10 protein-coding genes and 2 pseudogenes are annotated in these 12081 nt (G+C 69.3%); 5 read left to right on the top strand and 7 right to left on the bottom strand.

Annotation, left to right across the window (positions count from 1 at the left end; translation table 11 throughout):
• Positions 1-173 precede the first annotated feature (173 nt).
• Both ACH34T_RS40850 and ACH34T_RS40845 read right to left on the bottom strand, forming a co-directional pair.
• On the bottom strand, positions 174-494 hold the full coding sequence (locus tag ACH34T_RS40850) for a hypothetical protein (protein ID WP_396026387.1): 321 nt from the start codon (positions 492-494) through the stop codon (positions 174-176).
• 939 nt (positions 495-1433) lie between these two features.
• On the bottom strand, positions 1434-4244 hold the full coding sequence (locus ACH34T_RS40845; protein WP_396026386.1) for a BTAD domain-containing putative transcriptional regulator: 2811 nt from the start codon (positions 4242-4244) through the stop codon (positions 1434-1436).
• Between the two features lie 538 nt (positions 4245-4782).
• Between ACH34T_RS40845 and ACH34T_RS40840 the strand changes: the two genes are divergently transcribed.
• Entirely contained in the window at positions 4783-5403 is a 621-nt protein-coding gene (locus ACH34T_RS40840) for a hypothetical protein (RefSeq protein ID WP_396026385.1), read from the top strand.
• Between the two features lie 77 nt (positions 5404-5480).
• On the opposite strand, the gene ltrA is transcribed toward ACH34T_RS40840, so the two are convergent.
• From ltrA to ACH34T_RS40825, 3 genes and pseudogenes are all read right to left on the bottom strand, one after another.
• On the bottom strand, positions 5481-7082 hold the full coding sequence (gene ltrA, locus ACH34T_RS40835) for a group II intron reverse transcriptase/maturase (protein ID WP_396026384.1): 1602 nt from the start codon (positions 7080-7082) through the stop codon (positions 5481-5483).
• A 642-nt stretch (positions 7083-7724) separates the two neighbouring features.
• Positions 7725-8192 carry an IS3 family transposase gene (locus ACH34T_RS40830; RefSeq protein WP_396026383.1) on the bottom strand — a complete coding sequence of 156 codons (468 nt, stop codon included), beginning with the start codon at positions 8190-8192 and terminating at the stop codon, positions 7725-7727.
• Between the two features lie 82 nt (positions 8193-8274).
• Positions 8275-8466 (bottom strand): annotated as a pseudogene (locus ACH34T_RS40825) (transposase); the annotation flags it as partial.
• A gap of 87 nt (positions 8467-8553) precedes the next feature.
• Here ACH34T_RS40825 and ACH34T_RS40820 point away from each other — a divergent pair.
• Both ACH34T_RS40820 and ACH34T_RS40815 read left to right on the top strand, forming a co-directional pair.
• Positions 8554-8646, top strand: a pseudogene (locus ACH34T_RS40820) (DNA-binding response regulator); the annotation flags it as partial.
• 585 nt (positions 8647-9231) lie between these two features.
• On the top strand, positions 9232-9585 hold the full coding sequence (locus ACH34T_RS40815; RefSeq protein ID WP_396026382.1) for a DUF6328 family protein: 354 nt from the start codon (positions 9232-9234) through the stop codon (positions 9583-9585).
• 60 nt (positions 9586-9645) lie between these two features.
• On the opposite strand, the gene ACH34T_RS40810 is transcribed toward ACH34T_RS40815, so the two are convergent.
• Positions 9646-10212, bottom strand: a complete 567-nt coding sequence (locus tag ACH34T_RS40810; RefSeq protein WP_396026381.1) for a hypothetical protein — start codon at positions 10210-10212, stop codon at positions 9646-9648.
• Positions 10213-10947: 735 nt separating this feature from the next.
• Here ACH34T_RS40810 and ACH34T_RS40805 point away from each other — a divergent pair.
• Both ACH34T_RS40805 and ACH34T_RS40800 read left to right on the top strand, forming a co-directional pair.
• Entirely contained in the window at positions 10948-11307 is a 360-nt protein-coding gene (locus ACH34T_RS40805) for a hypothetical protein (protein ID WP_396026380.1), read from the top strand.
• On the top strand, positions 11304-11474 hold the full coding sequence (locus ACH34T_RS40800) for a hypothetical protein (protein WP_396026379.1): 171 nt from the start codon (positions 11304-11306) through the stop codon (positions 11472-11474). The genes ACH34T_RS40805 and ACH34T_RS40800 overlap by 4 nt, the downstream gene beginning before the upstream one ends.
• A gap of 260 nt (positions 11475-11734) precedes the next feature.
• On the opposite strand, the gene ACH34T_RS40795 is transcribed toward ACH34T_RS40800, so the two are convergent.
• Positions 11735-11881 (bottom strand): hypothetical protein, encoded by a 147-nt coding sequence (locus ACH34T_RS40795; RefSeq protein WP_396026378.1) that lies wholly within the window; start codon positions 11879-11881, stop codon positions 11735-11737.
• Between the last annotated feature and the right edge of the window lie 200 nt (positions 11882-12081).

Raw genomic sequence — 12081 nt, 5'->3', positions numbered from 1 at the left:
CCCTCGGCGCGGCGAACGATCTCGGGCCCACCGATCCGCGGGCGAAACCATCGTCGGCGCTCACCGAACGTGACGCCCAGGGCTTTGCCCGACCGGCAGCGCGTCACCGAAACTTGTTCGGTGATGCCTTCTGCTATACGAGGATGACCTCTTGTGATTGTTGACCAAGCGATCTACCGCGAGGGCCAGCGCGGCGACATCAACGGCGACATCAGTGACGCCTTCGACGAGGCCCGCAAGGACGCCCGCGGCTGCTTCGTGTGGATCGCCTGTTCGAGCCGACCGCCGAGGAGTTCGACCTCATCCAGGAGGAGATCCAACTCCATCCGCTGGCCGTCGAGGACGCCATCAACGCCCACCAGCGCCCAAAAATCGAGCGCTACGACAACACCGTCTTCGCCGTCCTGAAAACCATCGACTACCACGACGAGACCTCCGACATCGAGGTCGGCGAGACCCTCGGCTGGACCAAGCCCCGACTTCGCGACCCGCACGCGGCCGACCGGTGGACCCGGCTGGTCATCACACCTGCTCCGGCTCGCCCGGCCCCTGGCGGTCGACCTGCGCCGCCCCTGGGAGAAATCGGCCGAACCCACCAGGTTGAGCCCGGCCCGGGTGCGGCGGGGGTTCCGGAACCTCCACACGAAGGCACCGTCTCCAGCACGTGCACCCAAACCCACCACGCCAGGCCCCGGGCGCCCACCCGGCTCGAAGAACCGCCCGCCCGGCGACCCGCCATGACGTGGGACGCGTCCTGGCCACCGGCGAGGCACACGCCCGCCCCGTCCATCACAAGAAGGGCACCAAACCCGCCGAACTGGATAGATAACGAGCCTGGTCTCTCGGCTCCGGCCGACCGCTTTCCGGCACAAGGCGGCCATCGCCACCGCCTCGGCCGGCGTCACGGCGGCCGTTGGCCGTCCTGGTCTTCGGCACCGTCTCCTCGGCCGCTACCGGCTCGGACGCGGCCAGCGCTCAGGGCACCGTCACCCGTGGATCCACCGTCTGCGCCGGACCGGTGAACGTCCACCCGGACACGGGTTCGTTCCTGGCAGCCAACGGCTTCGCCTTTAATCGCAACAATCCCGACGGGCATCGACTGGACGGTCCGGCGTGGCGACGTCATCACTTCCCGGGGCGGCACGGGCTTCTTCACCGCCGCCACCGTCATCCGCTCGGAGCACACCGCCCGCTTCCAGGTCACAGCGCCTGCGGGCGACGCGAACCTGCCCGGCTCCATCTGGATCTGCGGTACCTCGTCCCAAAGCCGGTCCATTTCGTGGACATGTCGCTGGACACTGTCGGAGCCTGCCGCGCGGCCGCTGACCCGGCAACCTTCCTCGTCCGCGCCTCTCGCCTGGTTCGGTTGGGATCGCGGCACAGCGCCCGCGATCCCAGCCGATGGCCCGGCCATTGTTCGGCCCGGCAGCGGCTCAAGCCAATGGACGCGATCCGTCCAGCTCGGCGTGGATCGTCTCCTGCTGGACCCTGACCTCGGCCTGCCTGGCCTCCTGGCCGAGCTGCCGCCAGATGGCCAGGCTCGCCTCGGCGTGATCGAGGGCCTCCTCCAGGCGTCCGAGCCGACGCGTCGTCACCATCAGTTCCTGCAGGGCCATCGCCTCCTGGAAAGGGGAGGCGAGCGCGCGGCTGGCGGTGAGCGCGGCGCGGAAGTCCTCGACGGCCTCGTCCGGGCGCCCGAGCGCCCGCTTCGCCCGGCCGCGGTTGGTCATCAGGTGCTGCCAGGTGGCCGACTGTCCCCCGACCCTGTCCGCCAGCGCCAGCCCGCGCTCCAGCCACGGCAGCGCCTCCAGGGGACGCCCGAGCCCGATGATGTAGAGGGAGGCGATGTTGTTCAGCACCTCCAGCTGCGACCACCAGTCGCCGGAGCGCCGGCTGATCGCCAGGCTCTCCTGGAAGATCGCGAGCGCCTCCTCATGGTGTTGCCGGTGGAAGGCAAGCAGGGCGGACACGTTGAGCAGCCGGTCCAGGATCGCCTCGTCCCCGCCGTCGTGGGCGGCCCGGATGCCGCGGCGGACCTGCGCTTCGCCCCCGTCCAGCCTGTCGACCTGCCAGAGCCCGCCGCCGAGCATGTAGCGGGCCCGGGCTTCGGCGGGGAACTCACCGCGCGCTTCCGCGGCGTCGGCGATCTCGGCGGCGGGACCGTTGAGCCGCGGCCATAGGAACGCGACGTCGCCCAGGGGGTCGAGGGCGAGCAGCAGGTCCGCGGCGACGGCGATCGGCGCGCCGGGGTCCGCGGCGGCTCTGCGGACGGCTCCGAGGATGCCGTCGAGTTCGCTCAGCACCCAGGTCTGTCCCTCGGCCAGGTCGGCGAACGCGACCCCTGCCGAGTGGGTGGCCGCCATCGCGTCGGCGAGCTTGCAGCCGTTGCGCAGCAGCCGGTAGAGGTTCCGGGCGGAAGCGAGATAGTGGTCGAGGAGACGGCCCAGGACGGCGCGCCGGTCGGCCTCGGTGTCCTCTTCAAGGGCGAGGTGGGCGGCGTAGGTGTGCAGCAGGTCATGGAAGCGGTACCGGCCGACGGTGCGTTGCTGCAGCAGGTGCACGTCCAGCAGGTCCTCCAGGAGCCGTTCGGCCTCCTGGAGCGCGATGTCGGCGACTCTGGCGGCGGTGTGAGCGTCGAAATCGGGACCCGGGTGCAGGCTCAGCAGCCGAAACAGCCGCTGCTGCACGGGTGTGAGCTGCCGGTAGGAGAGGGCGAACGCGGCGGCGACGCTGCGGTCGCCGGTGGCCAGCTCGCCCAGCCGCCGCTGCTGGTCACCCAGGCGTTCGGCCAGGTGGGCGAGGGTCCAGGTGGGGCGGGTGCGCAGCCGGGCGGCGGCGATCCGGACCGCCAGCGGCAACAGGCCGCAGAGCCTCACCACCTCGTCCAGGGCCTGCGGTTCGGCGGCGGCGCGCGCGTCGTCGGCGATCCGGGTGAAAAGTGCGGCGGCGTCGGCGGGCGGCAGCACCTCCAGGGACAGCGTGCGGGCGGCCTCCAGATCGGTGAGCCGGCGGCGGCTGGTGATCAGCACCAGGCTGGCGGGGTCGCCGGGCAGCAGCGGCCTCACCTCTTCGGCGCTGGTGGCGTTGTCGAGGACGATCAGGGCCTTGAGGCCGGCCAGTTCGTCCCGCCACAGCCCGGCCCGTTGATGCAGCTTGTCGGGAATCCGCTCCCTCGGCACGCCTACCGCGCGCAGCAGCGTCTCCAAGGCGGCGGCCGTGGCGCCGAGCTCGTCTCCGGCGGTGTGCGCGCGCAGGTCGATGAACAGTTGCGCGTCGGGGTAGCGGTCGGCCAGCCGGTGTGCGGCGTGCACCGCGAGGGCGGTCTTGCCGATCCCCGCCATCCCGTCAATGGAGCTGATCACCACCGCGGTGGTCGGCTCCCCCTCCGCCGGCAGGGCGGAGATGAGCCGGTTCAGTTCGGTGGCGCGGCCGGTGAAGTCGGCGAGGTCGTGGGGCAGCTGGTGGACGCGCCTGCGTCGATCCGGTGGCGACGCCGCGAGGCCGGGGTCGTCGGAAAGGATCTGCTGGTGCAGTCGCTGTAACTGGTCGCCGGGGTCCAGGCCCAGTTCCTCGGCCAGCGTCTCGCGGGTGTCGTGGAAGACCCGCAGCGCTTCTGGCCGCCGACCGGCTCGGTGCAATGCCAGCATCAGCTGTCCGGCCAACCGTTCCCGGAGCGGGTGCGCGGCCACCTGCTCGCTCAGCTCGCTGATCACGCTGTGGTGCCGTCCGAGGTCCAGTTCCAGCTCGATGTCCTCCTCCAGCGCCGCCGTCCGTCGCTCCTCCCAACTGGTCACCTGCGGCTGAAGCGCCGGGCATTCCAGCCCTGCGAGCACCGGCCCCCGCCACAGGTGCAGGGCCGCGCGGAACTCGGCGACCGCCTCCGCCGGTTGCCCGTCGGCGACATGCCGGCGAGCCCGCCTCACCCGGCTGTCGAACACGGCGGCGTCGAGCTCGCCCTCTCCGACGTCCAGCCGGTACCCGGCGCCCGCCGCCACCGGCCCTGCCAGGCCCCCGTCGGCGAGCAGCCCTCGCAGCTCGGACACCAGATTGCGGACGCGTTTCTCCGCGGTGGGAGGCGGCTCCCGCGGCCAGACCACATCCACCAAATGGCTCAGCGGCACCACATAACCTGCTGACAGCAACAATGCGGCCAGCACCTTCCGCTGCCCGGCACCGCTCAGTCGCAGCTGCTCCCCACCCGTCCAGACCTCCAGCGGGCCCAAGATCTTGAATTCTCCAGCCATACGGCATCAACTCTCGGCATCTTGGCAGGCAAGGCCGGTCGCCGCCCAACTCGACACTGACCTCGAACACAATACTGCGTGTTTCGCGGCAGGCGAATGAATGCCTTCTTCACCTGCACGGCAAGGATCTGGCCCGCCTCACGACTCTCCGTGACCCGGCGAACTCATGCGAGCGAAGACCGCCGTCTTGTCGGCATGAGTACGGGCACCCGGAAGCGAAGAACCTTTCTTTTGAAAATCTCATTTCGTTGCATAATTACGTCCGCCCTTCGGGCATCTTCGCCGATGCCGCGCCGAGCCATTAGCCGTCCCACCCCTAACTGCTATGGACCGGGCATGGACGGGACATGGACGGCGCCCGCCAAGCTTCTCGCATGGAAAGGCCCCAGCAGCTCTCACTCACGTACCTGGCCGTGGCCTTCGCCCCCGGCCACTCCAACGTCGCCGTCATCATCGGTCCGTGCTCTTGCGACCGGCTCGATGACCGCTCACCGTCAGCGACGACATCCTCGACAACGAGCCGCGGCCTGACAGCGCGATGACCATCCACGACAGCCACGCCGCTCCCGGCCACCAGCTGACACGCGGCGACAGATCCGCACTGGAAACGGTGGCCCTCCTGTTCGGACTGGCCCTCATGCCCGTCATCACCGCGCCGCTGGACGCCCTGATCGGCCCCGCCACCGACAGCAAGCAGGCCGCAGCCGAAAAGACCGCCACCGCGCCAGCCCACGGCAGAGCGATCGGTCACACGACTGCGCTGACGACCACCATCCGGCGATGGACTCCTATCACCCACACCACCGTCACTTTGAAAAAACGAGGGACGTACGAGGTGACGCAACAGGTCCGCGGCCAGTTCGTCACCGCACGGAACCGGTCCACTCACGCCTGGATCATCTCCCGGGTGTTCAACCTCACCGCCGGCGTCCCGGTCAAGGAAAGCAATCTCCTGGTCGCCACCAGCGCCAACCACCCGCCTGCCATCAAACGCGATTACGGCACCACCGCCAGCGGCCGCGCCTTCATCGACATCGACAGGCCCACCACCGTCCGCCTGGAAGCCATGCAGGCATGGGACGCAGGCACAGTGACCAAAAGCCAGATCATCACCGATTCCAACGGATTGACCCAGCTCCTCTACAAAGAACTCGCCTGAGCCGTCCAGTGAGCTGCCCCGGGTTGTGTGAAGTCCGTGATGTGCCCCGAGTTCCGTGATGTCGCGTTACCGGAATCTCATGCCAGCTGTCGGGTCGGGTGGATCCTCTCGTACTCGATCGGGGTGGGCATTCCCAGTGCGCTGTGGCGGCGTCGGCGGTTGTGGAAGATCTCCAAATACTCGAAGATCGCATTGGCCAGTTCGATGCGGGTGCGCCAGCGCTGCCGGTTGAGCAGTTCGGTCTGCATCCGGTCCCAGAATGACTCGACGACGGCGTTGTCGTAGCGGTCGCCGATGGAGCCCATGGAGGCGACCAGGCCGGAGGCTTTGGCGCGTTGGGTGAACGCCCAGGATGTGTATTGCACTCGGTGGTCGGAGTGGATCAAGGTGCCCGGTGGCGGTTGGCGGTTCTGGATTGCCATTCCCAGCGCGTTGGTGGCCAGCGCAGCGGTTTGGGTGGAGTCGATCTCGATCCCTTCGGCTTGGATCTGCCAGCCCGGCGCGAAGCGCCTGATGAGGGTGTGCATGTTCAGCCCGAGGTGACGTTTCCGGGGCCAGCTCACGACTCGCCAGAAGGCGAAATGGTCGATATAGCCGAACGTCCGGGACGAGACCCCGTGGCGGAAGTAGTTGCACCATCCCCGCAGCACCGGGTTGAGGCGGTGCAGCAGGTCGGCCAGTGTTCGATGACTCCGGCGGCGGGTGAGCGTCCGTATTTTGTCCACGATCGAGGCCAGTGCCTTCTTCGAGGGGTAGGTGTAGACGGCTCGTTTGCCGCTTCGGTTTCGCCAGGCTCGGCGCTGGATGCGCCAGCCGAGGAAATCAAAGCCCTCATCGATGTGGCAGATCCTGGTCTGGTCGGCCGACAGGCACAGGCCCATCGGTGCCAGGACCGCGCCGACCTCGTCCCAGAGCGCTTCGGCGTCGGCGCGTTGCCCGGCGAGCATGACCACGAAGTCGTCGGCATAGCGGACGATCTTCATGACCGCGCCTCCGGCGCGTCGGTGCTTGGCGCGTGTCCATTCCGGGCCGAGCGCCTTCCACTTGGCGGCGAAGTGCTCGTCCAGAACCGATAGGGCGATGTTGGCCAGCAGCGGTGACAGGATCCCGCCCTGGGGTGTGCCGGTGATCGTCTCGCGGTTCAGGCCGTCCTCGGACAGGACGCCAGCGCGCAAGAACGCCGTGATCCAGGCCAGGACACGTTTGTCCGCGATGCGTGCCCGCACCCGCCCCATCAGCGCCGGGTGCGAGATCTCATCGAAGCACGCCGTGATATCGCCCTCGAACACCCACTCGTAGGTCCTGGTGGGTGAGGCGAGGTAATGGATCTCGGCGATCGCGTCCTGGGCCCGGCGTCTCGGGCGGAAGCCGTAGGAACACGGCTGGAAGTCCGCCTCGAAGATCGGCTCAAGCACCAGTTTCAACGCAGCCTGCACGACCCGGTCCGCGGTCGTGGGGATCCCCAGACGCCGGACTTTGCCCGACGCCTTGGGGATCGCCTTCTCCCGCACCGGACGCGGAGCGAACCGGTTGGCCTTGAGATCGTCGCGCAGCCCGGTCAGCAGTTCCGCTGCGGCCGGGCCGACATCGCGCGGTGCGATGCCACCCGACTCCGGCCGTTCGTGCGCCCCTGTTGCCCCGCACCCGGCTCCAGGCCACCACCAGGAAGGCCGGGTCATAGACGAGGCTACGGAGATCATCGAAGCGACGGCCAGGACCAGCCTTCGCCCATCGGTGCAGCTTGCGTTGCATCGCCCGTACTCCCACCTCGGCCTCATCCAGACCGGGCCACGACGCGCCGGTATTCACCAGCGACCTCCGGGATCAGCACCCATGCCGCGAACACGCTGGACCCCTTGGCCATGTGACCGGCTTTCCCGGTCCCGGACTACTACGGGTCCTCCGCCCCACCCCGGCGGCATCAGCCGACGGCGGGCCTTCCCACCAGATCGCCGGCTGCGATCCGGATCGGGGGCCACCGGGATGGTTCCCACGTTCACTGTCGAACCGTTCGACGGGGCCGGCGCCCAGCTATGCCCCTGCAGCATCGCCGCGACTACGCCGCAGACCTTCACCGCGGCCTCCCGACCGGCGACATCAACCGGCCCAGAAGTTCCCCGCACCACACTGCCATGCGGGTGCGCGCTGCTACCCAGCCCTGATCCGCCAGGTTCGAGCTGGTGGCTCTCTTGAGGAGCGTTCAGCCGCTGGTTCCTCACGTGCGCCTTTCCGTCTCGCTTGCCGAGCACGGGCCATCTGGCAGTACTGACCCGCCTCGTCGTTGACAGGGCTGCTTCCCGCCCTCCCCGGCACCTCCTGGTTCAGACTGCCCTCTGCTTCACCCGGCCCGCTGCGACAGGCCGGGGGCGGTGTCCTTTCACCACCGCACGGTTCGTCAGCGCCTCGTGGCGCTCGATATCGGTAACCCACAACTGGTCAGGGGCGCTTCGGGTGAAGTCACGGTCGACCAGGTCGGCGGCGGTCGGCGTCTGGTGCTTAAGCCGCGGTCGCCGCACGCCGGGCAAGTCCCTGAGCCGGGCCCTGCGCATCAGAAGCTCTACTGCGCCGTGGCCGACTTGGATGCCCAGACCGAGGGTGAGTTCGGCGTGAACGCGGCGGCCACCGTAGGCGCCGCGGGCGTCGGCGTGGACGGCGCGGATCTGCTCGGTCAGCCACGCGTGCCGCAGCGCCCGGGCCGAGGGCGGTCGGCGGCGCCACATGTGGAAACCGGACTCTGACACCTTCAGGATCTTGCAGCAGGCGGCAATGGGCAGGCCGTCGGTGGCCATCACCTCGATGGCCTCGAACCTCCTTTGGGGGCACCGCCTCTCTCAGCAACTCGACTGCCCGGCGGGTGACGGCCAACTCGGGCTCCAGCTCGGCGATCCGGCGCCGCGCCGCCACCAATTCCGCATGGTCGGACGAGGTCAGCCCAGGCTCCAGGCCAGCGTCGATGCGGTGTTGCCGCAGCCACACGTAGATGGTCTGGCTGGGCATGTCCAGGTCCGCTGCGACCTGCCGGACCGGCCGCCCGGACTTCACCAGATCCAGCACCTTGCGCCGGAACTCAGGGGATAGCTACGGGGCATCGACTGCCTCTCCTCGTGATCAACGGCACGAGGATTCCAGCAAGCCGACACCACGGAAGCCAAGACCCACGTCAGCCGGATCCTGACCAAGCTGTCCCTCACCAACCGCGTCCAAGCCGCCATCCTCGCCCACCAAGCGGATCTGCTCGACTGACGTCCCCTGCGGAGCCCTCGCCCAACCGAGACGCGTTCACCGACAGCGGCTCCCGCAACCATCGGGTTCCGCAACCGGCTGTTCGCCGAGTTCATTGCAGTGTCCGCCCAACCATCAGCCGACGGAAGACAGACGGCTACGTCGCCCGCCTCCGCGCCCTGCTCCCCCAACCCCGCCCGGCTCCACGACTTCACACCCCGCGAACAGGACGTCCCTCCATCTCACGGGACCCAACCACCATGCGAAGAGCGCAGCCGCCCTCACTTTCAGGCTCCGGATCCCGTGCGGCGCCCTTGCGCGGCACCACAACAACCGGTCCCACTGTCCAGCGCATTCGAACTTGCGACCGCGGAGACAGACCTCACAGCACCATTCCTCGCACGCGAACTGTGCACGAGTGTTCCTCGCGTCCGCGGCCTCCCCGATTAGCGCCTAACGCCGAGGCTGGTGCCACAGCGACTCCGCCGCTTTCACGCGATCGTCGCTCTTATGCGACGGCGTCAAGTCGCCCGGCACGGCCGGCCTGTCTGACCAGCCGCCCCCAGCGCTCAATGCACCCAAACTGGCTGCCGCTCGCTCGTCCCGATGGGTTCGCCGCGGGAGAACACCGGTGAGCGCGCGGACCGCAATTTCGTTGAGCTCCTGCACGGTGTCCGGGTCGCGGTCACCGGGGTGCAGGTGCTGTTCGGCTTTCTGCTCATTGCCTCGTTATCGCCCGGCTTCGCCGAGGGCGCCGACTCCGACCGCGGCCTGTCCTACCTCGCGCTGAGCCCCGCCGCGGTCGCGTCGGTGTTCTTCATCGCGCCCGTCGCCCAGGTCCGCAGCCTGATCGGCACCCTCGCCCTGGCCGTTGCCATGACCTCGGCGGCCCTCATGGTCGTCGGCTTCCTGTTCGACGGGCCGCCGCCCCTCCTCACCGCGCCGCGCTGGCCGGGCTGACTGTGGTCCATCCAGCCCGTCCTGCAACGCTCGAAGGACTTCTGAAAACGGTCACCTTCATCAGCTGGGCACAGGACCGGCCCTGGGCAGGGGCCGTTGGCGATCGCTCGGCGCCTCGATCGTCTCGGCAGGGGGCGCGGGCAGCCCGTGTCGTTCCCGTCCGTCCGGCTCCTGGGAGGCAGCGGTGGTGACACCGGTCAGCGTCTCCCGAGCGGCCGATGCCGTCCGACGCGGTCTGGATCCGGCGCCCATGCCCGTGCCCTCGCCACCCTCCGCGCCCGCGTCCGCGCCGAAACGGCGGGTGGTGACGTATCTGCGCCCGTTTTTGCCGGTGGTGATCGTCGCGGCCGTGTTCGGGGTCCTGTTGCCGCGGCTCGGCTCATACGACAGCGCGTGGGCCGGCCTGACGTCGATGTCGTGGCGGCGGACGGTGCTCGTAGCGGCCGTCGCCGCGCTGAACCTGACGGTGTCCTGGGGCGTGATCGTGTCGCTCGTCCCGTCGTTGCGGCTGCGCGAGGCCGCGGTGCTCAACCTCGGGCCGACCGCGGTGGCCAACACCGTCCCGGCGGGCGAGGCCGCGGCGCTGGGCTTGAGTTGGACGATGCTGTCGAGCTGGGGCATCGGCACCGGCGAGTACGTGCGTTACACCCTGGTTTCGGGGATCTTCAACGTCCTCGCCCTGACCAGCATGTTGTGCGCCGGGCTTGACGGCCCCGCGGCCGCCAAGGCCACGGCCGCCGTCCTCCTCTTCAGAACGATTCACATACCTGCTGCCGATCCCGCTCGGCGCCGCCGCCTACCTCACCTGGCAGAACAACACCAGCTGGCGCATGACGCCCCAGCACCGAACGGCCCTCGGGCGTCGGCACTGAGCCACCCGGCGACAGCTCGAAGACCGAGCAGGCACAGCCTGGGCGACGATCGCGATGTCACTCGTGGCTCGGCCGGTCCATGTGCGTCCGGTGTTCGTTGCGCCCTCGGCCACGGAAGGCCCTGCGGACCTTCCTCGCCGCGTCTTTGGCCTGCTCACCGACCTGCCCGGTGCCGCCTTCGGCGCGGTCGGCCCGGCCCCTGCACGGCCGTTGAGCCGGGCATCGATGCGGATGAGAGTTCCCAGGTCCGGCCGGGTTCGAATCGGTCCGGCTCGGTCCGCCGCCGCGCGTGCGGCGTATCACGCCTGGTGATGAGTTGTTCTGAGACCGCCTGTGTCCGGTGAGACGCCGGTGCGGTGTGCTGTGAGAAACAGCTCCGCCGCCGCGTCCTGCGCCTTGACCGCATTGCGGGCCCGCCCTCGATGCCGGACGGACCGGGCGCGAAGCACCCGAAGCACAGGGCCGCCACAATGAAGGGAACGAGACGCTCGTGACCATTGAAAGGCAGTCGGCCGCCATCGCCGGACGGCTCAGACTCGGCACCGGCTTCGCCGATTCCGAACGCGATCAGATCGTCGAGTGCTTCACACCGCTCTGGACCCGGCTTCGGTCGTTCGAGCATGGCGCAATCCAGCTCGAACTCAGCGTCAAGGACCGCGGGGGCGCCGACCCTCTGACGACACTCACCTGCGAAATCGCCGACCGGCCCGGCCTGGTGGCGACATCGGCCGAACACGACGTCACCGCCGCGCTGTTCGAGGTGCGGGACGGTCTCATGCACCAGGTCCAGGGCGCCAAGACCCGCCGCGAGCCCCGGATGCGACCCGGATCCCGCCACCGGCCGGCATGAGCGTGCACGCCCCCGGCCCGCCGTATCCGGGCGACCCCGCGCGGCCCGGCGGCTTCCGTGTCCTCGGACGGCCGAGCGCGGGCGGCCAAGGTGTGGTCTATCTCGCCGAGGCCGACGGCGGAGAGCCGGTCGCCGCCAAACGATGCGGTGATTCGGACTGCCGCTGAGCGCGCAACCGCGATCAGCCGTCACCGCCGTCGACGCCACAGCGGGTGTCGCGGCCGGGGGCGCGCGGCGCATGCTGGTGGCTGGTGGTCCCGCACGAATGATCCGGCCGCGGAACTGCCGGGACCGGCTGCGCATCGAGCATCCCGATCATCCTGCGGCCGATCACCCTGCGGCCGGGCGGGCGGGCAGGTGGTGAGGCTCGGCTGGTTCACCACCATGCCCGCCGGACTGTGCGTCGACGGCCGGCGCATCGACCTGCTCACCGTCCGACCGGACACCGGTCACGCCGCAGGCCGGTGCCGTACCGGTAGGGGGGAGCGGGGGTCGCCAGGCGGTCGGTGAAGGCGTAGTGACGGTGGTGGATCGCGACCCAGTTGATCACGCTGTCCTGGATCGAACCGACCACCTCGACCGATCACCGTGAGCGGGCGGGGGCCGATCGGTGATGTTCAGCCGGTCGTCTGGTCCGCGGCGGCCAGCCAGCCGAGCCGTTCGGACATGTTCCGGGCGCAGGTGACGACGGCATGTACGTGATCGGAGTCGTCGGAAGCGCGCCACAGGATCGACCAGGGGTAGAACGAGACCGGGCCGGTGAGCGGGCGCCAG

The sequence above is a fragment of the Actinomadura sp. 9N215 genome, from assembly GCF_044326345.1.
Classification (GTDB): domain Bacteria; phylum Actinomycetota; class Actinomycetes; order Streptosporangiales; family Streptosporangiaceae; genus Spirillospora.
This window is presented reverse-complemented; position numbering and strand designations above follow the sequence as displayed.